Origin of the sequence: Streptomyces dryopteridis, assembly GCF_049606955.1 — a bacterium.
In the GTDB taxonomy this organism is placed as follows: Bacteria; Actinomycetota; Actinomycetes; order Streptomycetales; family Streptomycetaceae; genus Streptomyces.
Genome location: NZ_CP187114.1, coordinates 35297 through 60065 on the forward strand (window position 1 = coordinate 35297; position 24769 = coordinate 60065).

The following is a 24769-nucleotide window of genomic DNA, read 5'->3' on the forward strand; positions in this document are numbered from 1 at the left end:
AGGCCCCGACGACCGTGGCCCGAGCAGTCACCCTGATCCGCTCCACCGCCCTGTCCGACGTTGCCGAGTACGCCTACGCGGCCTCGGTGTCACCCGAGGCGCGCTTGGTGTTCCTCGCCGGGGCCTGCCCCTTGCACGAGGACGGGTCCACGGCGGCGGTCGGGGACTACGCCGGTCAGGCGGCGAAGGCGGTCGAGAACATGGAGACGGCCCTGGCCGCCGCCGGGGCCTCGCTCCGGGACGTCGTCAGCACCCGGGTCCTCGTCGCGTCGAACCGGCGGGAGGACCTGGTGACCGCCTGGCGGGTGGTGCGGGACGCGTTCGGCGATCACGACGTCCCCAGCACCCTGCTGGGAGTCACCGTGCTCGGTTATGACGACCAACTCGTCGAGATCGAGGCCGTGGCCGCCGTACTCGATTCCTGAGGGGGTGGAGCCGGCCGATTCCGCCGGCGCGCGCTCCCGGAGGAGGCCGCGGCCGTCGCGCTCGGGCGCCTCCCTCGCGGCTCCTTCGCGCCAGGGCGCGGGGTACGGGAGCGAGTCCGCCTTCCGAGCCGTTTACGGAGGGGAGCGATCCCGGTGCGCCTTGTGGCCAGAGGGGCGCCAGACCATCGTTGACCTGTGAGAACGCCTGCCCCGCCCGCGTCCGGAACTGTCCGGGACGCCGCGGCTTCGACTCCGAGACCGGGCAGGAACGCGTCCGGCTCGTCGAAGGGGGCCGGGCGCCATCGGCGGCGGAGTCCCCGCCGGTGTGGTCGACGGTACGGAGAGGCGGGAAAGCTCATGAGCAGGGACGTCGAGACGGGCTTCGAACCGGGAAACCCGGGCGAGGACGCGGTACCCGTGGCCGGACCGCCGGTGGCGCCCGGGGATCTGCGGGCCTGGCCGTTCGACATGCCGTTCCCCTCGCGCAGCAGTGCCCAGACACGGCGTGTCGCGGCGCACAGCCGCTGGTGGGTGCAGCACGTGGGCCTGGCCGACAGGAAGACCGCGCTGGAGCGTCACGACCTTCACGACATGAGCCGTTTCGCCTGCCTGAACTACCCGGACGCCGACAGCGAGGGCTTGGATCTGATCGGCGACTGGGTGTCCTGGTGGGCCGTGTGGAGCGACCTGCCCGACGATCCCGGTTTTCTGCACGACCCGGGCCGTGCCGAGCGGTTCTTCGCGTCGCTGACGTCCGTCCTGACGGAGTCGGTGACGGAGTCGGTGACGGGGGCCGGCCGGCCGCGCCCGGCGTTCGCGCCGGATCCCCACGTGATCGCGTTCACCGACATCTGGAGCCGATGGTGCCAGGGCATGTCCGCCCGGTTCATCGCCCGCACCGGCGGGAACTGGGCCGACTGGTTCGGTTCCTACCGCACGCGCTGCGAGCACCGCCGGACCGGCCGGATGCTCCGGGCCGCCCCGTATCTGTCCCTGCGGGACCTGACCGGAGCGGTCCGGCTCGAAATGGACGCGATCGAGAGACTCGGCGGGTTCGAGATCCCTCCCGCCCTGCTGGACTCGCCGCCGTTGCGGGCCATGCGGCATGTCACCACCAGGGTGGTCAGCGTCACCCAGGACGTCCAGTCCCTGAGCAAGGAGGAGGCCGCGGGTGACCAGCACAACTTCGTCCTCGTCCTGCAGCGGCAGGACAACCTCACACGTGAGGAGGCGCTGCGTCGCATCCACGCGGGCATTCGCCGGCACACCGATTCCTTCCTGCTCTGGGAGCACCGGCTGCCCCGCCACCTGGACGTCTCCGGCCTGCCCGTCGCGGAACGCGAGCCGCTCTACCGCTACGTCGGCGGGCTACGGCAGCTCATGCGGGGCGGCTACGACTTCTGCGCCACCTCCGACCGCTATCAGTAGCCGTCGAACCGCCGGCACCCCGCATCGCCGCGCCCCGCACCGCACCACACCGCACTCGGCAGGAGAGGCCATGAGTGACAGGCTTTCCCGTCCCGCGCCCCTGGACCTCCTCGTCCACGAACAGCCGGGACTCACCGTCGGCGCCCTCCTTCACCTGCGGGGCGCCAGGCCCACCCTCGCCGGGCTCCGCGCCCACGTCGCCGAACGACTGCCGCTGCTCCCCGCCCTGACGACCGTGCTCCGGGGCGAAGGGCTGGACGCCCGATGGGAACATCGGGCACCGGACCTGCGCTCGCACGTACGCGAGGAACACCTGCCCGCGGACGGGCCGACGGCCGTCCGGGCCGCCACGCGCGCCCGCGGCCAGGCCCCCTTCCCCGAGAACGGGCCCCGCTGGGAGCTGACCGTCTACCACGGCCACACCCCGGACGCCTGGGCGCTGCTGTACCGGTGTCATCACGGCCTGCAGGACGGCGGCGGTGTGGCCCACACCGTCGAAACGCTGTTCACCCCGCGGCCACCGGCACACGAGGACTCCTCCGGCGTGATCCGGACCCTCGCCGACGGGCGGAGGCCCTCGCTGCGCCACCTCGCGACGGCGGCGCGCCTCATGGCCCGCTCGACCGCCAGGACCGACCTGTGGCCCCACCCCCTCCACCCGCACTCCACACGACGGACCCTGGCCTGGGCGGACGTCGACACCGCCGTCCTGCGTTCCGCCGCACGCCGCCACGCGGGCACCGCCAACGACGCCTACGTCGCCTGCGTGGGGCAGACCTTCGCCGACTGGAGCGGCACCCACGCCGCACACGCCGACCTGTCGACCTTCCCGCTGACCGTCGCCATGAACATCCGGGCCCCCGCGCAGGCCGCTGCCCCCGGCAACCGGACCCTGGGCAGCCGCGTCGTGCTGCCCGGCCCCCACTGCCCGCCCGAGCAGTACCTGCGAGCCGCCGTCCGCGCGACCGCCGCCCTGAAATCCGCCCCTCACCGGGCGGCGTCGAGCACCCTCGTGACCGGCGCTCCCCGGCGGGTGACGCACCATTCGATGCGGATGCTCCTGGCACCCGAACGCGGCGCCGTCTTCTGCTCCCACGTCATGTACCGCCACGCCCTGGCCTGGCAGGACCGGCCGGTGGTGGCGGTGGACCCACTCGTGCTGCTGCCCCACGGGGCACCCGCCGCGGTTCTCCTCTACACCTACCAGGGCCGATCCTCGGCCCTGTTCGTCACCGACCCCGCTCTGCCGGCCATGCACACCCTCCACGACGACTGGCAACGCCACGCCCACGACCTCGCACGATCCCCACGCTGACAGAGGCGGCGAAACCTCCGGAGGTGCGGGTGCACGACCGGACGGCCGCGGCCGTCGAGGCCCGTGCACCCGCTCCGGACAACCGCGAGGGGGCGGATGGGGCGGGTCCGCCATGTGAAACGACGCCTTGGACGCGATTGCTCCGGCGCGACCCCGCGGGACCGACCTCTGTACCGAGCGGCGTCGCGATCACGCCCCGTTCTCAGGCCGGACGGCGGGGTGCCCCCGCGTGACCCCGGACCCCGGGTCAGGTGCGGAACGTGGCGGGCAGGCCGGCCGGTGTCTCGGGGTCCTGGGCCGCGCAGTCCGGGCAGCGTCCCACCGACACCTGGACCTTCACCCCGCGCGGGTCCGCGCAGATCACGCCCCAGAACCGCCACACCCTCATGTCCCCCCTCGGCGCGCGCCGCCCGCACACCAGGCAGGGCCGCAGGCCGCGCCCGCTGGTGGCGTCCTCGCAGCGGACACACAGATACCGGTGCGGAGTGTCCTCGACGTGCAGGTGAACCGGGGCCGGCCCGTGATCCGCCGTCAGATGCGGGCAGAACCCCATGCCGGCGTCCAGCGCGTCGAAAGCCTCGGCGACGGCGGCGCGAGCCCACTTCGGAGCGAGGGCGACGGGATCGCCCACCAGGTTCCGACTGCGCCCGTCCCACCTCTGTTCGAGGAGTTCCTGGCGTCGCAGCAACTCGGCGTTGGCGGCGTCCACTTGATCGGCCAGAGCACGCTGTTCGGGCGTGGGGTGTGCGTTCATGACCACGACGGTAGAGGCGGACGCGGGCCCCGCGGGCCGGAACACCGGATCCCGACATCCGTCCCCGGGCTGCCGGGTGCGAACGCGTGGGGCGGGGAGGCGTCCCGGGGCCACGCCCTGGTGCGGGGCGACACCGTCGTGGTGGAGTGGAGCCACGACGACGACGTGGCCCGACGGGTCGTCACGCGGGCACGGCGCGGAATCCTGCGTATCGACGTGGGCGGTGCCGACGGTGACGAACGCCGTGCAGGGGGGTGGTTCGCGGGGCGGGTACCCGATCCGGACGACCGTGCCCGGTCGGCGGCGGGCTTACGGGGAGCAGGGGTTGGGCGGCTCGGAAGCCGCTCGGTGTCGGGATTGCGGGGGGGGATGGTCGGGGTGGGAGGGTGGCGAGTGGTGGCGGTCGATGCGGTGTTGTTCGATGTCGACGGGGTCCTGGTGGACTCGGGTGATGTGCACGGACGGGTGTGGCGGGCCTGGGCGCGGGTTCGCGGGCTGGATCCGGAGTACGTGTTCGAGGTGACGCAGGGGCGTCGGCGGTCCGACACGTTGGCTGTGGTGGCCCCGGGGTGTGATCCGGGGGTGGAGAACGAGTTGTTGGACGCGTTGATGGCCGAGGAGGAGCAGGGCATCACGGCCTTCCCCGACGTCGCCCGGGTGCTCGGGGGGTTGCGGGTGCCGTGGGCGGTGGTGACCTCCGGTCGTGGGGAGGCCACGAGGCTGCGGTTGCGGCGGTTGGGGTTGCCGGTGCCCGAGGTGCGGGTGTGCGCGGAGGACGTGCGGCGGGGAAAGCCGGCCGCGGACGGATATCTGGTCGCGGCCGCCCGGTTGGGTGTCCGGCCCGAGCGGTGTCTCGTGGTGGAGGATTCCCCGGCCGGGGTGCGGGCCGGGTCGGCGGCCGGGTGCCGCGTGCACGCCGTCACGACCACGCACTCCACGAGCGATCTGGCCGCAGCCGATGCGTGTTTCGGTGCTCTGGCCGATGCCGTGCACGGTCTTCGGGAGGAGTCGTGAGCGTTCACCGACGGGTGCCGGGCGGGCACGGAGGCCGATCGGCCGCGCGCGAGGAGCGGGGCCCGTGCGTGCCTCCTCGCACTGCGCGCGCGTGCATGCCCTGGCCGGTGTAGGCCGGGACCGTGCCGTCAATGTGCGGTCGGTTCGGGGCGGGACAGTGCCGTGCCGATGGCTCGACCCAGGGCGCGGCCGACCGGTGGGGGGGAGGGCATGGGTGGCGTTTGCCGTTCCGCGCGTTCCCCGTGTTCCGCCCGGATCATGGGCCTGCGTCCGGAGACCGTCCTCGGGTCGTCGGAGCGGGCCGAGGGGGCGGGGAGCGGGGCACCGTGCGATCCGGCGGCCCCGTTCCCGTTCCTCGGCGCCGTCGGCACGCCGGGGTCCGGCCGGCCCTGTCCGCCGGGGTCGTGTGGTCACACGGATGTGTTCCGCGCGGTGTGGACGGCGTGGGCGACTTCTCGGGCGATGTCGTCGATGAGGGTGGTGCCGTAGGTGGTGCCGTAGGTGGTGCAGACGGTGACGCGGAGGCGTGCCTTGCCGAGGGCGACCGCCGGGTAGAGGACGGGCATGACGTGGACGCCGCGTTCGCCCAGGACGCGGGCGGCGGTCAGGCAGGCTGTTTCGTCGCCGACGAGGACGGGGACGACGTGGGCGTTGCCGAGGGCTTCGATGCCGTGTTCGGCCAGCCGGGCACGCAGCAGGGCGGAGTTGTCGCCGAGGGCCGCACGGAGGTGGGGTTCGGTGCGGGCGATACGCAGGGCTTCGGTGACCGCGCCGATCAGGAGCGGGGAGACGGTCACGGAGAACATGCGGGGGCGGGCGGTGTCCTTGAGCCATTGCATGACGTGTCCGTCACCGGCGATGAATCCGCCCTGCACGCTGAGGGCCTTGGAGAAGGTGCCGACGTGGAAGTCGGGTTTGACGCCCTGGAGTTCGGCCAGTCCGCCGCCGGTGGGTCCGAGGCAGAACTCGGAGTGGGCCTCGTCGACGACGAGGAGGGCTCCGTGGCGGTGGGCGACATCCTTCATCTCGTGGAGGTCGGGGGTGTCGCCGTCCATGGAGTAGAGGCCCTCCAGGCACACGAGGCGTTCACCGCCGGCGGGGAGTTGCCGCAGGACCGCTTCGAGGTCGGACGCGTCGTTGTGGCGGAACACGCGGACCTCGGCGCCGGCCATGCGGGCTCCGTCGATGGAGGAGGCGTGGGCGTTGCGGTCCATGACCACGGTGTCGCCGGGACGCATGAGGCCGGCGACGAGTCCGACGTTGGCGGCGTAGCCGCTGGCGAAGATCGCGGCGTCGTCCATGCCGCAGTGGGCGGACAGTTCGCGTTCCAGGGCGCAGTGGGTGGGGGTGGAACCGCCGGCCATCGGGGCGGCGCCGGTCCCGGTGCCGTGGGCTTCCAGGGCGGTGATGACGGCGCGGGCGATCTCGGGACGCATGCTGAGGCCGAGGTAGTCCTGGGCGGAGATGTTCAGCAGGTCTCCGGGGCGGGCGTCGGGGTCGGGCCAGGTGTGGGGGGTGGCTCCGCCGACGGGGACGGCTCTCCCGAGCATGGTGTTGGCGGGGGAACGTCTCCACCGGGTGTAGGCGTTGGCGGTGGCGTCGATGCCGGCTCGGCGGGAGAAGAAGTCGCTGTAGGCGGAGCGGCTGGGGGGCGGGACGTCGGTGGTCGTGGACATGGCGGGGATGCCCTCTCCGTGACGGTGGGTGGGTGGGTGGGCGTCGCCTTCCCGGTCGTGGGGAAGGCGACGCGGCGACGTGCGGGGACGGGGCGGCCGGTGTGTCGCGGGCCGCGGGGTCAGAGCGTCGCGGGGTCAGGGGGTCGCAGGGGCGGGGGCTCGCGGGTCAGGGGGTGGCCGTCTCCGGGGCGGATCGGTCGTCGACGAGGCGGGCGATGTCGGCGATGGTGTCGTCGGCGGTGATCTCGTCCTCGCCGAGGGCGATCCCGAAGTCGCTCTTGATGCGCAGGCCGAGTTCGACCAGGGCGAGGGAGTCGACGTCGAGTCCCGCCAGGGTGGTGTCGGGGGTGATCTGCTCCACGGGGACCTCGGCGACGCGGCTGATCATGTCGGCGAGACGGTCGTGCGTGCTCATGCGGTGCCCTGCTTTCCGTGGGGAAGGGTGGATCGGCGCGGGTGCGGTCGCGGGGACCGGCCTTCAGGGGCGGGAGAGGACGAGGACGCTGTTGTGGCCGCCGAACCCGAAGGAGTTGCTCACGGCGTGGGCCGCCCGCACGGGTCGGGGTGTGCCGATGACGACGTCGACGTCGCAGGCGGGGTCGACCCGGGTGGTGCCCGCGGTCGCGGGCACCGTGTGTTCGGTGAGGGCCACGATGGTCAGCGCCGCCTCGATGGCCCCGGCCGCGCCCAGGGTGTGGCCCAGGGCGCCTTTGCTGGAGGTCACCGGTGGGTGGTGCGGCAGGACGCGGGCCAGGACGGCGGCTTCGATGTGGTCGTTGGCGGGTGTGGAGGTGCCGTGCGCGTTGACGTGTCCGATGTCGGACGCCGTGAGGCCGGCGTCGCGCAGCGCGGCGCGCAGGGCGCGTTCCGCACCCAGCCCTTCGGGGTGGGGGGCGGTGGGGTGGTGGGCGTCGGTCGTCGCGCCGTGGCCGCTCACGTAGGCGTGTACCCGTGCGTGGCGGGCCGCGGCGTCGGCGGGGCGTTCCAGGACCAGCGCGGCGGCTCCTTCGGCGATGACGAACCCGTCGCGGTCGGTGTCGAAGGGCCGTGAGGCGAGGTGTGGGTCCCTGGTGCGGGAGAGGGCCTTGATCTGGTCGAAGCCGGCGACGTTCATGGGCGTGATGCCGGCCTCGCTGCCGCAGGCGACGGCGATGTCGCACCGGTCGGCCAGCAGCAGGTCTCGTGCGGTCGCGATCGCGTCGGTGCCCGACGCGCACGCGGTCACCACCGTCAGGCACGGGCCGCGCGCGCCGAGGTACTGGCTCAGGTAGGCGCCCGTCATGTTCGCCAGCGATGCCGGATGGTGGTAGGGCGACACTCCCGCCGAGCCCGACTCGTGCAGGTCCCGGTGGCCGCGGCTGAGGGTCTGGGCGCCGCCCGCGCCGGTCCCCACGACGATCGCCACCCGCTCGGCCGGCCACGCCGAGGGGTCCAGGGCGGCGTCGGCCAGTGCCTCGTCGGCGGCGTTCAGGGCGAATCGGGTGACCGGGTCGAGGGTGCGGACTCCCTTCCGGTTCATGATCGGCCGGTCGAGGGGCGTCGACACCCTGCACGACAAGCCCACCGCCGCACCGTCCAGCACGGTGTCGACCGCGCACGTCGACGCGCCGCCGAGCACGGCCCGCCAGGTCGTCGGGACGCTGCCGCCGGCGGGGGTGATCATCCCCATGCCGGTCACCGCCACCCGGCGGGGGCCGTGCCCTCCGCCGCGTCGGTCGCCGTCGGTTCTCATGCCGTGCTCCTCACGTCGTCGGGCGGGCACACCACCACGCCGTCGGGCCATTCCAGGGTCGTGGCCCCCCAGGCCAGGCCGCCCCCGAACGACACCACCGCGATCCGGTCTCCCGCGCGCAGTCGGCCGGATCCCGCGAGATCGGCCAAGGCCAGGGGGATCGAGGCGTTGGCGGTGTTCCCCATGCGGTCCACGCAGGCCACACGCCGCGCCGGGCCGATTCCCAGCACATCCCCCAGGAGGGACAGGATGCGGCCGTTGGCCTGATGCCCCACCAGCCAGTCCACCTCGTCAAGGGACCAACCGGCCTTCGCCACGGCGGTTCGGGCGGCCTCGCCCATCCGGTCGACGGCCTGTTCGAAGACCTCCTGGCCCCGCATCGACAGGTGCCCGCCGCCGAACGGTGTCGCCGCCAACTCCGCGCGGCTCCCGTCGCTTCCCAACACGAACGGGCCCACCCGGCCGACCCGGCCCGAGGTCTCCCCCAACACCACCGCACCGGCTCCGTCGCCGAAGACCACGGCCGTGTTCCGGTCGGTGGGCGAGACCATCGAGCTCATGACGTCCGAACCGATCACCAGGATCCGTCCGAGCTGCCCGGCCGCCACCATCGCGGCCCCGCCGGCCAACGCGCACACGAACCCCGCGCACGCCGAGTTCACGTCCCACGCGCCCACCCCCGACAGCCCAAGCCGTTCCGCGATCGCCGGGGCCATCCCCGGGCACTGCCGATCCGGCGTCATACTGGCCACCACCACCGCCCCGATGTCGGGCAGCGCCGCGACCAACGGACGGGCGGCCTCCACCGCGAGGTCCGCGCTCGTCCGCCCCGGATCCGCGCGGCGGCGTTCCCTGATCCCCGTCCGACGCACGATCCACTCCGCGTCGACCCCCACCGCGGCCCCCACCAGGGAACTGTCGAGGATCGTCGTGGGCAGCAGACCGGACACCCCCAACACCCGGACCCCGTTCACGAGACCACCTCCAAGGCGCCGCGACGGCGCTTGCGCACCGATCCCCGAGGCCGTTCCACGGCAGGACCGCTCGACGAGCAGGACAGCGACACAGCAGATCACCACCTGACATCACAGACACCAAAACTCACATGGGTCTCATTCACCACTTCTGTGACACAGGCATCAGTCGACCACGAAACCGCAGGTGAGGCGCCTGTGATTGCTCCGAATGTGGCACCACCCTTGCCCACCCTGGCCCCAGCCCCGAAGGCCCTGTCATTCGCCCGCGGCCGACCCGCGAAACACGGGACGAACCGCACCCGGAACTCGCTCCGGTGCCGGGCGGCGGGGCCCGCGGCGCGATGCCTCCCGCCCGACAGGCGTCGGCCGGGGGACGGGAGGCGCCGCGCGGGTCGCTCGCCTGACGCAGGGTCATCTTCCAATGGGCGCACGCCTGGAGCCACGCGACCGATCCGGGACCCGACGCCGTACTCGCGCGGAGAGGGCCCTCGACGACACACACGAGGGGCGCGGCGTACCTCATACTGACCACGACCGCGGACCTCCGGGACAGCGGGATGTCCGCGACCTCCCTGCCATGCGATGGGGGGCTCCGTGCTGTCAACACGTTCACGACTTCGTCCCTCGACGCCGGTTTCCACGGCAGGCCCCGTGAGTTGGACGGGACGGGGCCTCGTCCGGAGCGCCGGCCGCCCCTGCTCGCCCGGGCCGTCCGGCGCGGGTGCCCGGGCCGTTCGAGGGTCAACCGCGCAAGCTCGTTCATTCCACCGCTCGAAAGGACGGACCATGTCGAGTTCCTGGATCGCCGGGCAGGGTGCACGCGCGGAGGGAGCGCTGAACCCTCGGGGTTGGGGGCTGGTCGACTTCCGACCTCCGTCGCGGTGGACTCTCTGTGAGGGTTTCGAGGAGGGGTGCGCCTGCGCGCGGTGCCGGCTCGTCTTCGAGCACGATCCCCGCCCGTTCGCGGTCAAGCTGCGCGAACGCCATGAGGCACGGGTCTCCCGCCGGACTTTGCGCAGGCCCCCGGGGACGCCCGAGACGCCGGTGTGCCGTTCCCTGCCCGTGGAAGGGCTGCCCGCGCGGATCGGCGTGCGCAACGGCGCCTTCGACGCCGTGGCGCACGAGCTGTCCTGCCTGCGGGACGCGACGTGGTTCCGGTCCCTCGCCGAACGGCTCGGGCTGCCGGGGACGACGGACGTCGAGGAGTGGGAGGGTCGGCTGCTGTGGAGCGCGGTGCAACGCGAGGACTTCGCGACCTACCACGCGCGGTGGCGGACGATCAGCGACGACCTCGCCGGCCACATACCCGACTCCCGCTACCCGTCCCGCGAGAGAGCCGGACACCGGGCCCCGTTCATCGACGTCGGCCTGGGGTCGAGCCTGGGGTTCTTCTGGGCCCTGAACACCGACTGGGACGTGCAGTTCTCGGCTGCGGTGGCGACCTCGATCGCCTACTGGGCCGACATGGCCGGCGGCGTGGACGCGCCCGCCGGGAACCTCTCCGAGATCTTCGACGCGATGCCCTCGTTGGTCGATGCCTGTTCCACCGGTCGGACCGACAACCTCTCCCCCATGAAGGTCCTCGCCATGGAATACCTGGGCGCCGCCCGGGCGACTCCCCTTGTGGGGCCGCTGCCGGACCTGGGGGACGTCTGGCTCAGCCGCCTCGCCGACGTCGGCGCCCGGGAATCGTGCGTGCTGATGACCGGCTGCGGCGCGGCGTTCGGCGACCGCCGCAGCGACGAGGACACCCGGTGCCTCGTGGCATGGGGAGTGATCCACGATCTCTACGACCTCCCCCGCGACATCTCCACCGGCAACCCCGTCAACGCCGTCCTGTGGGCCCTGTTCGCCGGGTACACCGGCCGCCAGGTCGTCGACTGGCTCCGCGACACCGTCGCCCTCGCCGCCCGACTCGGATCCTGCGCCGCGAAACTGCTGCTCTGCACCGCCTTCGTCCACGTCACCAACCCCCGCTGGGCCGTCAGCGGAGTCGCCCTCGCCGACCGACCCCGCTGGCCCGCCGCGCCCCCGCTCCGTCCCCTGGCCGGCACGGCCCTTCCCTCTTACGTCCGACACCCGCGACCCTCCGCCGTCACCGCCGGGGGGCACACGGCTGCGCCGGTCTGTGTCTGCGCGGAAACCGACGTCTCACGCGCCCTCGGCGCCGCCGTCGTCACGGCCCTGGGCGGCACGGTGCCCCGGTTCGCCGGAATGACCGCCCGCCTGGAGGCCCACGGCACCGGCATGTCGGCACTCGTTTCCCAGGACTGGGACACCCTCGTCGACCTGTCCCGCACGGCCTGGAGCACCTTCCTCCACGACCTCGTCGGCATCGCGGACTGGACCGACGGCAACGACCGCGACCGCGCGGCCCCGTGATCGGGCGCCACATGCCCCGGGCGTGGTCGCGCTGTCCCGCCACCGTGGCGGTTGCCGGCGAATGTGTAAGGGATGCTACGCAGTCGCCTGAAGAAACTCTCACTTGCCCTAAAGGATCGCGCGGGACACAGTGGCTTTCATGAGCGCACGCACGACCCCCGGTCCACCCCTCTCCGCCCCCTCCCCCCTCGACCGCGGCCTCGACCGCCCCGTCGACCGCCGCGCCGATCGCGACCGGGGTGCCGCCGTCGGTCGGTTCGACTGGCGTCTGCGGTTCGCGATCCTCTCGGTGGTCTGGGGCTTCAGCTTCCTGCTGATCAAGGTGGGCACCGAGGCGTACGCCCCGTTCCAGGTCACCCTCGGCCGGGTGTTCTTCGGCGCGCTCGCCCTGCTCACCGTGCTGTTGATCCGCCGCGAACCGCTCCCCCGGGGCCGGCGCACCTGGGCCCACCTGACGGTGGCGGCCCTGTTGCTCAACACCGTCCCGTTCTCGCTCTTCGCGTACGCGGAGCTGAGCATCCCCTCCGGCCTGGCGGGGATCTGCAGTGCCACCTCACCGCTGTGGGGGATGGCCCTCTCGCTGGTCGCGCTCTCCGAGGACCGCCCGACGCGCCGCCGCGTGGCGGGCCTGGGCCTGGGTTTCCTCGGTGTGCTCACCGTGCTCGGGGCCTGGCAGGGCTTCACGGGGATCGACGCCGGGGGCACCGCGCTCGCCCTGCTGGCCTCCCTCTGCTATCCGGTCGGCTGGATCCACGTACGCCGCACCCTGGCCGCCGCCCCGGGCTCCCCGGTCTCCCTGACCGGCGCCCAGCTCCTGATCTCGACCCTCCAACTGGCTGCGGTCAGCGCGCTGTTCAGTCCCGCACCGACCTCGTTTCCGCTCTGGCCGACCCTGGCGGTCGTCGCCCTGGGAGCGCTGGGGACGGGCATGGCCCTGCACATCCAGTACGGCCTGGTCGCCGAGATCGGCCCGACCACCACGCAGATGGCCACGTACTTCATCCCGGCCGTCGCGACCACGGCCGGCGTCCTGCTGCTGGGCGAACAGTTCCACTGGAACGCCCTGGTGGGCACGGCCGTGATCCTCGCCGGCGCGGCCCTCACCCAGTCCCGGCGCCGGTAGGGCCTTCGGGGGAGGCACGAGGGAAACGGAGCCGGGTGGGGTGACGCGACCACCCCTCCCGACTCGGCCCGGCTCCGCCCCGCCCCGCGCACGGCCCGCCCGGGGTCAGACCCAGAGGCGGATCGCTTCGAGGTTCTTGCCCTGGCCGGTGGTGCCGAACTGGGAGCCGTAGCCCCACGCCGTGCGCGGCAGCCAACCGTGGTCCTGAACGTGGGCCTGGCCGGAGAGCATGCCGCCCCCGTTGCGGGTCCACACGCTCAGCGCCTCCATCGGGAGGGCGGCGCCGACCGTGCCGACCTCGACGTAGCCTCCCGCCGATTCGCAGTCCTGGTTCTGCCAGCCGACGTTGCGGATGTGGGCCTGGGCGCAGAACTCACCGTTGTCGCGCATGGTGATCCACACCTTCTCGATGGCCTTGTTGTGCCCGACGCTGCCCGCCGTGTTCCCCCCGCACACCCAGTCCAAGGTGCCGTAGTCCTGGACGTGCACCTTGTAACAGATGCTCTTGACGGCCAGGGTGTCCATCGCGCGGTTCACTTCCTGCGGGGTCATCGTCCCCGGGAACGACAGGGTCTCCGGAGCGGTGGTCGCCGCCGACGCCTGCGCGGTACCCAGACCCGTCACCCCCAGAGCCAGGGCCGCGCCCACGGTCATCAGTCTGCGCACGGTCTTCTTCACAATGGCCCCCATGTGGCTGAAAATGTTCGACGAAGATCGAACTTCGACATGATCGTCGAACCCGTTCGATCACACAAGAGACCCGTCCCACCTGCGTGAATTCTCCCGAACGCGCCCGCTTGGTGTCGTTCAAGGCGTGGCTCACGACGGGAAGCCGGGGCCGTCTCCGTGTCGTGATCCATTCGATGCGGGCCGCTTCGGCCCGCTCCGCCCGCGGGTGATGGACGCTCGCGCGGTGGCGGGGAGGGGGTCAGCGGAGTCGGAAGGCGTCGGCCAGGAGCGTGGTCTGGACGTCGAGGAGGCGGGCCGGGTCGTGGCCCATGCCCGTGAACTGGCCCGAGACCTCCAGGCTCACGGTGCCGTGCATCTGCGACCAGGTCATGATGGCCCCGGTCAGCGCGACGACCGCCTCGGGGGCGTGGGCGGACCGGTCCGTCCACTGCCGGACCCAGCCGGCCACCGACTCGTCCTCGGTGAGCCAGGCCCGCGGCCCGTCCAGCAGCGGCTCCACCGTGGCCCGCGGGCGGCCGTGGGCGAAGACGGACAGGAACGGTCCGAGGACGGAACGCGCCTGCGGCAGGGTTTCGGCCGGTGCCGTGAAGCCCGCCACCGGGGTGCCCTGGATCAGCAGGTACAGGTGGGGATGCGCCACGGCCCACGCACGGTAGGACGCGGTCAGGGCGTGGAGCGTGGCGCGTTGCGAGGCGTCGACGTCCACCGCGTGGACCGCCTCGGTGGCGCTGCGGTAGGCGTCGAGGACCATCTCCGCCAGGAGGTCGTCGCGGCTCGCGAAGTAGCGGTAGAGCGCCGGACCGGACATCCCGATCTCCTTGGCGATCCGCAACAGCGCCACGCTCTCCACACCGCCGGCGGCGAGTTGACGGACCGCCGCGGCCTTGATCTCCGAGCGGGTCTGCTCCCGGTACCGCTCACGCGGACTGCCCGCACGCGTCGCCATGGCCCACCTCCAGCCGATCTCCCCCGCGCGTCCCGGAACCGGGGCGCCCGGGGACGGTCTCACCGGACCGCTTGTGTGTCTCGCGAAAGCTTCACCCTATCGCTTCCACTACATGCCGGGCGGCGAGGTGCGCTCGCGCGGGTCGGTCGGGTCCGGTCGGGCCGGTCGGGTCCGGTCGGTCCGGTCGGGCCGGTCGGGTCAGTGCTGCGGTTGGGCGGCGAGGAAGCCCCGGTACCACCGGAGGGTGTCCGTCAGGGTGGTCTCGATCGGTGTCGGTTCGACGCCGAACCGACGCCGGAAGGCGGTGGAGTCCATGATCTGCGGCTCGGTGTGCTGGTAGAACAGCTCGGCGTAGGAGTTCATGAACGTCTCGTCGAACGGCCCGAAGGGCCGCGGCCCGTCCACGGTGACGGTCTTCAGCGGGCGTCCGACCAGGGTGCCCAGCATGTCCAGGATCTCCCGGGTCGTGCGGGCCCGGGCGGTGGGCAGGTGCCACACGCGGCCGTCGCCCTCCGGGTTCTCCCCGAGCGTGGCCAGGCCGCGGGCGACGTCACGGATGTCGGTGTAGCTGTGTTCGAGGTCGATGTCGCCCAGTGCCGGCACCTCCCCGCCCGTGAGCGCCGCGGGGAAGACGGCGCCGCCCATCGTGGAGTTCAGCACGCGGGGCCCGACGAAGTCCGCCGAGCGGCCGAGGGCCACCCTCGCGCGGCCCTCCTCGTGGGCGGTCAGGTAGTTCTCGTCCAGCGCGGCACGCATCCTGCCCTTGACGGTGGTCGCCCGCCAGGGGGTGTCCTCGGTCATGACCTCACCGCGGGTCTCGCCGTACGGGTACAGCGTGTCCAGCACGATCAGGCGGGCACCGGTGCGTTCCACCGCGCCCAGGACGGCCTCCTGGATGCGGGGCATCAGCTCGGCCTGGAGGTGGTAGGCGACGTTGACGCAGTGGTGGACGACGTCCGCGCCCTCGATCGCGGCGAGCGCCCCCGCCGGCGTCCCGACGTCACCGGCGACGCGTTCGACGCCTTCGAGCGGCTCACCGGAGCCGGCACGGTCCACGAGCCGCACCGCGTGCCCGCGCCGCGCGAGCTCCAGGGCGACGGAGGTTCCGGCGGGACCGGCCCCCAGGACGGTGTGGAGCGAACCCTGTACCGCAGCAGCCATGACGGAGTCCTTTCACGACGGGCCGTGGACAACACTCGGCGCTATCCACGAACGCTTTCGTTATACACCGTAACTCTTGAGTCGGTGTATCGCAATCCTGCTGCTCGCGATGCCGGTGTCGTTGTCGCACGCGTCGAGCCGAGGTCCCGGACCGGTCCACCGCCGGGATGAGCCGGCGGTCGAGCACGTCGATCAGGTGCGCGGCCGCAGGGTGGTGGACGGGCGGCGGCGCTCGCGGGGCGCGGAGAGGTCTTCGGTGGTGAGAGCGCCCAGGTGCCGCGGACCGCGGCCGGTGGAGGTCGTGGTGTACCGGCGGGCGGTTCGGTGCCAGTCGTAGTTTCCGCGCACCCAGACGGCGACGAGTTCGGTGTACCGGGTGACGGCCCTCGTCTCGTCCGGTGCCAGTCCTTGGGCGACGCACCAGTGGGGGGTGCGGTCGTGGAGTTCGACGAACTGCCGCATGCGCTCGTCGGCCATGTCCCGTACGTGGTGCACGGCCTCCTGTCGGGTGTGGCCGTGCAGCCTCATCAGGTCGTGCACGAGGTTGGGGGCGGCGTGCTCCTCCTCCTTCTCCAGGGAGAAGATCTCGTTGACTCCGATGACCTGGTCGATGGCGGCTCGTCGGAGGCCGTTCAGGTGGGTGCTGTGCCAGGCGATGTCGGGCACGCGCAAGCGGTCGATGCGTTCCGACAGGCAGAGGGACGGGGTGATGCCGATGGTGCGTCTGCGACGTGCCAGATGGGTGTCGTAGTCGAGGTGTCCTTCGTCGTTCCGGTCGGCGATCTCGGTGAGTTGTGCCGTGAAGTAGTCCATCCACGCGTGCGCGGTGCGGGCCTGCCAGAGGGGGCTGGTGCCCTGGCACATGCGGTGCCAGCAGTCGGCGAAGGCCCGGGCCGTGGGGCGGGTGGCGCGCACCGGGGTGTCGGGGTGGGCGACGACGAGGAGGTGCTCCTGGCACGCGGCGGTGGCCTCCCGCAGGTGCCGGGGGTCGGGGATGTCGAATTGGTCGTCGAAGAGGAAGAACCAGCCCATGAGGTCGAAGGCGAGATCGAGGTCGTCGGCGCCGGCGTCGGGATAGGCGTGCGCTGCGAATTCGGCGACCTGGGAGTACAGGTAACGCCGTTCGGCACGTGGGCTGCGCAGGAGGCCGTGCCGGCGGGCCCAGGCCAGATTGTGGGCGCGGGAGGCCGGGGCGGCGGGGTTGGAGCGGGAGGGGAACGGGACGGTGAAGCCGAGGTCCTGCGGCACGGGGCTCTTACCTTCCCGCGTCGTCGTGGCCGTCGCCGTCGCCGTCGTCGCCGGCGGTGTGGCGGGCGGTGACGGTCATGCGCAGGCCCTGGGGGGCGAGGACGAGGCCCGGTTTGGGGCGTACGCGGGTCGTGGGGGTGGGTGTCAGGCGCCAGCGGGCGGTGATGGTGGCGAGTGCCAGGGTCGCTTCGAGGAGGGCGAAGTCGTCGCCCGCGCACTTGCGGGCACCGGCGGCGAAGTGCACGAGGGTGTCGCGTGGGGCCCTGTGTCCGGGCTGAGGGGGCAGCCACCGGTCGGGGTCGAAGCGCTCGGGGCGCGGGTGGACGTCCGGTCGGTGGTGGATGACGTAGGGGCTGTAGACGATGGTGGTTCCTCGCGGGATGGGGTGTCCGGCGAGGCGGGTGGGGCGGGTCGTTTCACGGGTGACGAAGTAGACCGGGGGGTGGGTGCGCAGGGTCTCCTGGACGACGCGGCTCGTCAGGTCCAGGTGTGGCGCGTCCTGGGGTTGTGCCGGTCGACCGCGGAGGACCCGGTCGACTTCGCGATGGAGAGCCCGTTCCACGTGGGGGTGTCGGGCGACGAGGTACAGGGCCCAGGCGAGGAGACAGGCCGTGGTCTCGGTGCCGCCGAAACAGAAGGTGACCATCTGGTCGACGAGTTCGGCGTTGCCGAGGCCCTGGGCCGGATTGTCGGGGTCGCGGGCGGTCAGGAGGGCGGAGAGCACGTCGCCCCGGTCCGTTCCGTCGGCCCGGTGGTCGGCGATGACGTCGGCGAGCGTCGACCGCAGGCGTGCCATGGCCCGTTCGTGACGGCGGTTGCCCAGAACGGGGAGCCGGTCGAGTGCCGGTGGGGTGAGCATGCGTCGGAAGAAGCCCTCTTGGAAGGTGTTGAGGTCGCCCATGATGCGATCGAGGCGGGTGTGGGTGAAGGTGCCGTCGGTGAAGAGGGTCGCCGCCAGGACACGGGAGGTGATGGTTTGCATGTCGTGGAGCACGTCGATCGACCGTCCGCTGTGCCAGGTGTCGGTGACCGAGGTGATCTGGCGGGCCATGGTCCGTCCGTAGCCCGGGAGCCGGGACGGGTGGAAGGCGGGTTGGACGAGCCGGCGTTGTCGGCGGTGGACCGCGTGGGGGCAGGTCGCGACACCGTTTCCGAGGACTTCCCGGGCGCGGTCGACGAGGGCACCGCCTTTGTCGAAGATCGCGTCGTTGACGAGGACCTCGCGGGTGAGGGCCGGGGTGCACACGAGGTAGGCATGTCGCGTTCCGACCCGGATGCGCACGATGTCCTCGGTGACGGGCAGGGTGCGCAGGAACCGCAGGGGGTCGCGGGCGAGGACGAGGGCGTGCCCGATGATCGGCAGGGCGTGGGGGGCGTCGGGGATCGGGGTGGGGGTCCGGGCGGTGTCCATCGCGTCTCGTCTCGGTAGGGGCCGGCCGGTCCGGTGCCGGCGTACGGGAGGCAGGAGCTCCGTCGTGGGCGGGGGCACGCCGGGGTGAGGGCCGTGTACCCGTGGATTTGCCCGCTGCCCGGGGCGGGGAGTGGGGGTGGGGTGGGGAGGTGGGGTGGGCCGTCGGGTCACTCCGCCCCGGCTCCTGTGCGGTACGGCCCTCGGGTGTCCTCGTGAGGCCGGGTCACGGGTCGGGAGCGCCGGGGCAGGGCGTACTCGTCCGGCACCTTGCCCGGCGGGTCGACGGCGTTCGGTGTCGGTCCTCGGGACGGTTGCCGCGTGCCCCGGCACACCGCGGTGGTCGGGAGCCAAGTCTGGGGCCGGACCGCCCGGCGCGCGCAACTCCTCCCGGGGTCACAGCTCGCGCTCCGGGAGCACAGCACGGTCGCTCCGGACGCGCCCCGGCACTCACACCCCGTTCACGCGCCGTAGGCGGACCGGGCCGCTCGACTCGCGCCGCCCTCACGAGCGGTGGGACGCGGGGTCTCAGGGATTGGGCGCGTCTCCGTGCTCGTCGCGGGCGTTGCTCTGTTCCACGGGTTCCATGAGCTGGTCGTGCCACCTCAGCTCGCGCCCTCGGCCCGGGCTTGTCAGGACGATCGTCTTCGCCTCCCCCAGTGCCGTGGGTCCCGCGCCGAGCAGCTCGCGCGTGATCACCACCGCATCGAGCACCTCGACCCGGCGCTCGGTGAGCAGCCGCTGCACGGCCGCCATCCCCTCGTCCCCCGCCAAAACCGGCCGGCACTCGGCGATGAGCGCCTCCAGCCGGGCCGTCCTCTCCGGACGCAGCCCACTGATCGCCATCCCGCTGTTCCTTCCGTCCTCACGCAGCCTGACTCGCGCATACCCCGAGTGACGGGGCTCGGCGTCGAGCCGGTTCCCGCCTGCCCGTGCCTCGATCGGGGGTGGTTGCCGGGACGGCGAGGTGGTGGGTGGTCAGGTGGGTGGTCAGGTGGGTGGGGTGGTGCGGCGGCGGGCGCGGTGGCGGAGGGCGATCACGGCGGTGAGGGTGGCCAGGCCCACGGACCACGCTCCGGTCAGGAACACGCCGGCGCCGGTTTCGGTGGGCTCGGTCGCGTCGGGGTGGGCGTCCCGGGGGCGCGGGGGTGTGCCGGGGTCGGAGGGCGCGGGGCGGGCGGGACGGCGTTCCTGTGTCGGGTCGTCCGCCGGGGCGTTCGGTTGCGTGGTGGGGTCGGGGGCCGTTTCGTCGGGTTCGAGGGGCGGTCGGTCTCCGGCGGGGGTGAACCAGAGGGCGTTGAGGGTGACCGGTCCGTTGAAGACGATGACGTGCGGGGGGTTGGCGTCGGGGTTGCTCGCCGGGACGAACAGCATGAACTCCAGCTCCGAGGCGGCGCCGGTCACCGGTCCCGGCTCGCCCGGGGTGAGCGTGGTCGGGGGGTTCGCGTGGTCCTCGCGGCCGGCGTGGTCCAGGGTGACGGCGAGGGGGTCCTCGGTGAGGGTCAGCCGGTCGCCGGAGGCCAGACGGAACACGCGGGTGCCCCGGCGTGGCAGCGTCGTCTCCACCACCCGTGCCTCCGCCACGCCCGGGCCCGGCGGCGCCTCTTCGACGTGCGCCCCGTCGGCCGCGCGTGCGGCGCCGGCGGGCAGCGCGGAGAGGCAGGAGAACGCCAGGAGGAGACCGAGCGCGCGCCGGGCCTGCCCGTGCCCGGGCAGCCGGGGGCGGGTACGCGGGCGCGCGGGTGGGACGGACGGCCCGGGTCCGTGGGGTGAGGGCATGAGAATGGGGGATCCGCTCGGACGGGGAGGCGGGTCCCGCCCCGATGCGGAGCCCGTACCCGACCAGCCTCGCCGGGTGGCGACGGCACGGGTAGGGGCCAACGGCCCGCACCGCACCTCACATCCCACGCCCCCGGTCCCTGCGACGGGGGTCGTGGGTGGGCCGGCGCGGGGTGGGGGGCGGCGGGTCCGGGAGGGCGGTCAGGAGGGTGGGGGCGGTGGTGAGGTGGGCGAAGAGGCCGTTGTGGCCGGAGAGGATCGCGAGTTCGGCCGTGTGGGCGTGGGGGAAGTAGGAGGCGGTGCAGTCGGTGAGGATCAGGCAGGTGTGGCCGCGGTCGGTGGCTTCGCGGACCGTGCCGCGACGCAGACCTCGGTGGTGACGCCGGTGATCAGCAGGTGCCGGACGCCCGCGCCGTGCGGGATCAGGTCCAGGGCGGTGGCGTGGACGCCGCCTTTGCCGGGTTTGTCGACGACGGGTTCGCCGGGGTGTGGGCGCGGTTCGGGCACGATGTCGTGTCCCGGTTCGCCGCGGACGAGCATGCGGCCGAGTGGGGAGGGGTCGCCGATGCCGTGGCCGGGGCGGCCCCGGTTCCGCTTGGCCGGGGTGAGGTCGGCGAGGTCGGGGGCGTGTCCGTCACGGGTGTGGACGACGAACAGACCGTGTTCGCGTGCCGCGGTCAGGACGCGCAGGGTGGCGGGACACAGCCGCCGGACCACACGTCGCCGGTGATCGTCGTCCGACAGCGGACGCCCCGGCGTCACTCGCCGGTGCCGATGCCGCGCCTCGCACACCAAGGTTGCTCGGCACGGTCACGAGCTCGTCACGAGGAGTCGATGACGGTGGGGGTGTCATCGTAGGACCGTCGGGGTCGCGCGGGTGGGACCCTGGTCCGCGCATTCGGGGACGGTGCCGCATCCTGCCCGGTGGGGGCGTGGGGGGCGTGGGGGGAAAGCACGCCTCGCGTGGGGGCGGCGTCGAGGAGTGGGAAGGTGGGCAGCGGCGGGACGCTGGTGCGGTCCTTCGGGCAGGGGGTCACCGCCGAAATCGGATCGGCCGAATCTCCGGGCGCGGCCGGGGGCCGACGGGATGCCCCGGGACGCGGTCCGGCGGGCCGGGGGCGTCGCGGGCGTGACGGGGGTGGCGGAACGCCTGCTGGGCGACGGCAACCCACGCACCGCCGCCGGCCGGCCGCTGGACGAGCCGGCGCCGGTGTCGGCCCTCGCCGACCTGGGGCCCACCGGCTCTCGCCGGCACCGCACTGGGCCTCGTCCACGGCGGCCTGGCCACCCGTGCCGTGACAGGGGGACGGTGCGAGCCCGACCCACCTGCCCTTCGGCACGGTGGGGGCGATCCTCGCCGTCACCGCGCCGATCGGGGTGACGGCCTCCGTCCTCCCCGCCCGTCGGGCACGTCGGATGCCGGTCGTCGGCGTGCTGCGTGCCCCGCGCGCTACAGGCCGCGGCCGCCGTCCACCGCCACGTGGGTGCCGGTGACCCGGCGGGTGGCGTCGCCGGCGAGCATCGCGACCACCTCGGCGACGTCCTCGGGCAGCGTGAGCCGCCCCAGGGGCGTCGTCGCGGCGACCGCGGCGGCCAACTCCTCCTGTCCGGGGCCGGCGTTGGCGTCGGTGGGCACGAAGCCGGGGGCCACCGTGTTCACGCGGATCCCGTCCGGACCCAGTTCCCGGGCCAGGATCCGGCCCAGTGTGTCCTGCGCGGCCTTGGCCACCGCGATCTCCGCGAGTCCCGGCGTCCCGCCCTCACTCGCCCGCGCCGCGCCGATCAGCACGATCGACCCGCCGCCCCGTGCCCGCATCCCCGGCAGGACGGCGTGACAGCACGTGAGGGTGCACTCCAACTGCACCGAGGTCCGCCGCACGAGGGCGTCCACGGATTCCCGCGATTCCAGGACCGGGCGGCGGCGCACCTCCTCGGTGGCGCCGACCGCGTTGCACACCAGCACGTCGATCACGCCGAGGCCCTCCCGGGTCTCGGCGACCATCCGCTCGACCGCGGCCGGGTCGCCGGCGTCGCCCTGTACCGCGAGGGCCCGTGAGCCCGCCGCCGTGATCCCGGCGGCCACCTCCTCGGCCGCAGCCCGGGCGCGCACGTAGTTCACGGCGACCGCCGCACCGTGCCGGCCCAGGCCCAGGGCCACCGCCGCGCCGATCCCGCGACTGCCGCCCGTCACCAACGCCACCCGACCGTCCAGGATCCCTCGCGCACCGCTCACGTTTCCTCCTCCGACCCTGCGGCCCCCGCCACGATGATCGCCGACGCCCGTCCTCGGCGTCGGGACACCGCGCCGGGGGCCGGTGTCGGTCCGCACCTCAGCCGCGCCGGCCGCGCCTCGACCGGGTCGGTGTGGGTGCCGGCGGAGGGGACTCGTCCCGGTCCCAGAGCACCGCGTCGGGGGGGGAGCCCACGCCCAAGGCGTCGGGGGGAGCGTCCGCGCCAGGGCCGTGCGGGCTTCCGTCCGCAGGGACTTGTGATCGCGGTCGGCGGAGCCTTCACAGCGCGGCCCGACGGGCGAGCCGGCCTCCGGAACGCGAGGACGGGGGCGATGCCGTGGCCGCCGAGGGTGTTCGAGCCGGGGCGGTGCGCGCTGCCGATGCCCCGGGCGCCGAGTCGGCGGATCTCCTCGGCGTCGGGGAAGACGCAGGGGGCGATCCAGGTGCGGGAGGTGGCCCGGCCGACCTCGTCGTGGAGCTCCAGGGGAGCAGGGGGCCAGGGTGATCCGGGTCGGGGCCCCGGGTGCGGGGTCGTGGTGGGCGGCGACGAGGGGTTCGCTGTCGGCGAGGTTCTCGTGCTCTGCCCGGACCACGGGGTCGGGGCGGGCAGGCTGGCGCCGTGGCGGGGCAGGCTCATGGATCCGCGGGTGGGGTGGAGGCGGCAGCCCATCCCACCGTCAAAGAGCCCCGGGTGGTGGGCAGCCGCAGCGGTGCGGGGTGCCCGCGTCGGTGGCGGTCGCCTCGGCGAGGGCGGAGACCTTCCGGGGGTCGTCCGGGTGAGGGGGTCGACGACGCGGATCCGGCCGCGGTACGCAGGGCGGCCGGGCGGCCGGGCGGAGGCTGCGCGCGGCGAGGTCGATCACGAGCGCCGCGGAACGGCTCGTGTCGTGCGCCCCGGTGACGCGGGGGGCCGGCGCCGGCGTCAACGTGCCTGCGGGGTGGTCTCCTTCGGCGCGAGCGGGCGCTCGTGACGGTGTCCGATCGCGGGGAACGGGCCTGCTGCCGCACGCGGTCCGAGGCTTCGGGGCCTCGGGGGCACGGGATCGGCCGATCTCGGGCGGGATCCGGACGATCTTCGTGGTGTGGGCCACGAGGGGTGTCCCGCCGCATACGGTGACCGGTCTGGTGACGGCGGGGAATCGAGAGGTGGGAAGCATGACGTTCACGCGGTGGGAGGGTCGGTCCGTGGTGGTGACCGGCGGGACCCGGGGCATCGGTCACGGAATCGCCGAACTCTTCGCCCGGCAGGGCGCGTCCGTGCTGCTCACCGGGCGGGACGAGGCGGTCGCCCGGAAGGTCGCCGAGGCCCTCGCCGACGACACCGGGGGCCGGGTCCTCGGGCTGGGCGTGGACCTGCGCGATCCGGCCGCCATCGATCGGATGGCGGTGGAGGCCGAGCGGTCGTTCGGCGGGATCGACGTGCTCTGCGCCAATGCCGGGGTGTTCCCCGAGCGCCCGTTGCGCGAGATGACCGCCGAGGACGTCGACGAGGTGCTCGGGGTCAATCTGCGCGGCGGCATCCTCGCCGTGCGCGCGTGCCTGCCGGCGATGGAACGGGCCGGTCGCGGGCGGATCGTGCTCACCTCCTCGATCACCGGCCCCGTCACCGGGTACGCGGGGTGGTCCCATTACGGCGCCAGCAAGGCCGGGCAGCTGGGCTTCCTTCGGGGGGCGGCCCTCGAACTCGCCCCGTTCGGCATCACCGTGAACGCTGTCCTGCCCGGCAACGTCGTCACCGAGGGCCTTACGGCCCTGGGCCAGGAGTACCTCGACGCAATGGCCGCCTCCGTGCCCCTGGGTCGGCTCGGGACCCCTTCGGACATCGCTCACGCGGCGCTGTTCCTGGCCTCCGACGAGGCCGGGTTCATCACGGGGCAGACCATCACGGTGGACGGCGGGCAGGTGCTGCCCGAGTCCCTCGACGCCTTCGGCAGCGCACCCAAGGCGTGAGCCCAGGTGGCGGGTCCGGGGTCGTCACCGGGGCCAGGCCCGCGCCAGGGTGTCGCGCAGCGCCTCCAGCGCGGGTGCCCCCAAGCGGCGCTCCAGGTCCTCCTCCAGTTCGCGGAGGACGCCCGTCGCCACCTCGTGGCGCCGTCGGCCCGCGTCGGTCAGTGCGATGAGGGTGCTGCGCGGGAACCCGGGGCCCGGGGTGCTGACGACCAGGCCCTCGTCGAGGAGTTGTCCGACGGCGCGGTGCATCGTCTGGCGTGTGACGCCGGCGAGGCGGGCCAGTTCGGCGACGTTCAGGGCCGCGTCGCCGCCCAGGTGGGCGAGCACCATCGCGTGCGCGGGCGTGATCGGGTCCACGCCCGCGGCCGCCAAGCGCACCGGCAACTCCTCGGAGAGTCGGCGGACACCGCGTTGCAGGAGTGCGAGGAGCGGCAGGTCCGCGTCGAACCGCCCGTGAACGTCCATGCCTTGCGGCCCTCTCCCTCGGCGGATAACGTCTTGTGTCAGCTTAGCTGACACAAGGGAGGGTG

22 protein-coding genes are annotated in these 24769 nt (G+C 73.3%); 7 read left to right on the forward strand and 15 right to left on the reverse strand.

Annotation, left to right across the window (positions count from 1 at the left end; all coding sequences use genetic code 11):
* The first annotated feature begins 14 nt into the window (after positions 1-14).
* From ACN20G_RS26520 to ACN20G_RS26530, 3 genes are all read left to right on the forward strand, one after another.
* The gene (locus ACN20G_RS26520; protein ID WP_424215718.1) at positions 15-425 is read left to right on the forward strand and encodes a RidA family protein; all 411 of its coding nucleotides are present in this window, start codon (positions 15-17) and stop codon (positions 423-425) included.
* Positions 426-782: 357 nt separating this feature from the next.
* Positions 783-1853 (forward strand): terpene synthase family protein, encoded by a 1071-nt coding sequence (locus ACN20G_RS26525; protein ID WP_424215719.1) that lies wholly within the window; start codon positions 783-785, stop codon positions 1851-1853.
* A gap of 70 nt (positions 1854-1923) precedes the next feature.
* Positions 1924-3168, forward strand: coding sequence for a wax ester/triacylglycerol synthase domain-containing protein (locus tag ACN20G_RS26530; RefSeq protein WP_424215720.1), 1245 nt, complete (start codon positions 1924-1926; stop codon positions 3166-3168).
* Positions 3169-3415: 247 nt separating this feature from the next.
* On the opposite strand, the gene ACN20G_RS26535 is transcribed toward ACN20G_RS26530, so the two are convergent.
* Positions 3416-3922, reverse strand: coding sequence for a hypothetical protein (locus ACN20G_RS26535; RefSeq protein ID WP_424215721.1), 507 nt, complete (start codon positions 3920-3922; stop codon positions 3416-3418).
* A gap of 396 nt (positions 3923-4318) precedes the next feature.
* Here ACN20G_RS26535 and ACN20G_RS26540 point away from each other — a divergent pair, with 396 nt between their 5' ends.
* Complete coding sequence (locus tag ACN20G_RS26540; protein ID WP_424215722.1) at positions 4319-4936, forward strand: HAD-IA family hydrolase; 618 nt, start codon at positions 4319-4321, stop codon at positions 4934-4936.
* A 410-nt stretch (positions 4937-5346) separates the two neighbouring features.
* Here the strand turns inward: ACN20G_RS26540 and ACN20G_RS26545 are convergent, their stop codons facing one another.
* From ACN20G_RS26545 to ACN20G_RS26560, 4 genes are all read right to left on the reverse strand, one after another.
* Positions 5347-6612 (reverse strand): aminotransferase class I/II-fold pyridoxal phosphate-dependent enzyme, encoded by a 1266-nt coding sequence (locus ACN20G_RS26545; protein ID WP_424215723.1) that lies wholly within the window; start codon positions 6610-6612, stop codon positions 5347-5349.
* 166 nt (positions 6613-6778) lie between these two features.
* A complete protein-coding gene (locus ACN20G_RS26550; RefSeq protein WP_424215724.1) occupies positions 6779-7027 on the reverse strand; it encodes an acyl carrier protein in 249 nt (82 codons plus the stop codon).
* A gap of 63 nt (positions 7028-7090) precedes the next feature.
* Positions 7091-8344: a beta-ketoacyl-[acyl-carrier-protein] synthase family protein gene (locus ACN20G_RS26555; RefSeq protein WP_424215725.1), complete on the reverse strand. Its 1254-nt coding sequence runs from the start codon at positions 8342-8344 to the stop codon at positions 7091-7093.
* On the reverse strand, positions 8341-9318 hold the full coding sequence (locus ACN20G_RS26560) for a beta-ketoacyl-ACP synthase 3 (RefSeq protein ID WP_424215726.1): 978 nt from the start codon (positions 9316-9318) through the stop codon (positions 8341-8343). Before ACN20G_RS26560 ends, ACN20G_RS26555 begins: the two co-directional genes overlap by 4 nt.
* 1065 nt (positions 9319-10383) lie before the next feature.
* On the opposite strand from ACN20G_RS26560, the gene ACN20G_RS26565 reads away from it, so the two are divergent.
* Positions 10384-11703, forward strand: a complete 1320-nt coding sequence (locus tag ACN20G_RS26565; protein ID WP_424215727.1) for a hypothetical protein — start codon at positions 10384-10386, stop codon at positions 11701-11703.
* Positions 11704-11842: 139 nt separating this feature from the next.
* Positions 11843-12826, forward strand: a complete 984-nt coding sequence (locus tag ACN20G_RS26570; RefSeq protein ID WP_424215728.1) for a DMT family transporter — start codon at positions 11843-11845, stop codon at positions 12824-12826.
* Between the two features lie 105 nt (positions 12827-12931).
* Here ACN20G_RS26570 and ACN20G_RS26575 read toward each other — a convergent pair whose 3' ends face one another.
* The 9 genes from ACN20G_RS26575 to ACN20G_RS26615 all read right to left on the reverse strand — a co-directional run bounded on the left by ACN20G_RS26575 (position 12932) and on the right by ACN20G_RS26615 (position 22291).
* The gene (locus ACN20G_RS26575; RefSeq protein ID WP_424215729.1) at positions 12932-13516 is read right to left on the reverse strand and encodes a hypothetical protein; all 585 of its coding nucleotides are present in this window, start codon (positions 13514-13516) and stop codon (positions 12932-12934) included.
* Between the two features lie 238 nt (positions 13517-13754).
* Positions 13755-14462 (reverse strand): TetR/AcrR family transcriptional regulator, encoded by a 708-nt coding sequence (locus ACN20G_RS26580; protein ID WP_424215730.1) that lies wholly within the window; start codon positions 14460-14462, stop codon positions 13755-13757.
* Positions 14463-14660: 198 nt separating this feature from the next.
* On the reverse strand, positions 14661-15623 hold the full coding sequence (locus tag ACN20G_RS26585; protein WP_424215731.1) for an NAD-dependent epimerase/dehydratase family protein: 963 nt from the start codon (positions 15621-15623) through the stop codon (positions 14661-14663).
* 192 nt (positions 15624-15815) lie between these two features.
* On the reverse strand, positions 15816-16871 hold the full coding sequence (locus tag ACN20G_RS26590) for a terpene synthase family protein (protein ID WP_424215732.1): 1056 nt from the start codon (positions 16869-16871) through the stop codon (positions 15816-15818).
* A gap of 7 nt (positions 16872-16878) precedes the next feature.
* Positions 16879-18282, reverse strand: coding sequence for a cytochrome P450 (locus tag ACN20G_RS26595; RefSeq protein ID WP_424215733.1), 1404 nt, complete (start codon positions 18280-18282; stop codon positions 16879-16881).
* Positions 18283-18807: 525 nt separating this feature from the next.
* Positions 18808-19125 carry a hypothetical protein gene (locus tag ACN20G_RS26600; RefSeq protein ID WP_424215734.1) on the reverse strand — a complete coding sequence of 106 codons (318 nt, stop codon included), beginning with the start codon at positions 19123-19125 and terminating at the stop codon, positions 18808-18810.
* 144 nt (positions 19126-19269) lie between these two features.
* Positions 19270-20058 carry a hypothetical protein gene (locus ACN20G_RS26605; protein ID WP_424215735.1) on the reverse strand — a complete coding sequence of 263 codons (789 nt, stop codon included), beginning with the start codon at positions 20056-20058 and terminating at the stop codon, positions 19270-19272.
* Between the two features lie 315 nt (positions 20059-20373).
* A complete protein-coding gene (locus ACN20G_RS26610; protein ID WP_424215736.1) occupies positions 20374-20775 on the reverse strand; it encodes a cysteine hydrolase family protein in 402 nt (133 codons plus the stop codon).
* Positions 20776-21508: 733 nt separating this feature from the next.
* Positions 21509-22291, reverse strand: a complete 783-nt coding sequence (locus tag ACN20G_RS26615) for an SDR family NAD(P)-dependent oxidoreductase (RefSeq protein ID WP_424215737.1) — start codon at positions 22289-22291, stop codon at positions 21509-21511.
* A 1153-nt stretch (positions 22292-23444) separates the two neighbouring features.
* On the opposite strand from ACN20G_RS26615, the gene fabG reads away from it, so the two are divergent.
* A complete protein-coding gene (fabG, locus tag ACN20G_RS26620; protein WP_424215738.1) occupies positions 23445-24239 on the forward strand; it encodes a 3-oxoacyl-ACP reductase FabG in 795 nt (264 codons plus the stop codon).
* 24 nt (positions 24240-24263) lie between these two features.
* Here fabG and ACN20G_RS26625 read toward each other — a convergent pair whose 3' ends face one another.
* Positions 24264-24704, reverse strand: coding sequence for a MarR family winged helix-turn-helix transcriptional regulator (locus ACN20G_RS26625; protein ID WP_424215739.1), 441 nt, complete (start codon positions 24702-24704; stop codon positions 24264-24266).
* Between the last annotated feature and the right edge of the window lie 65 nt (positions 24705-24769).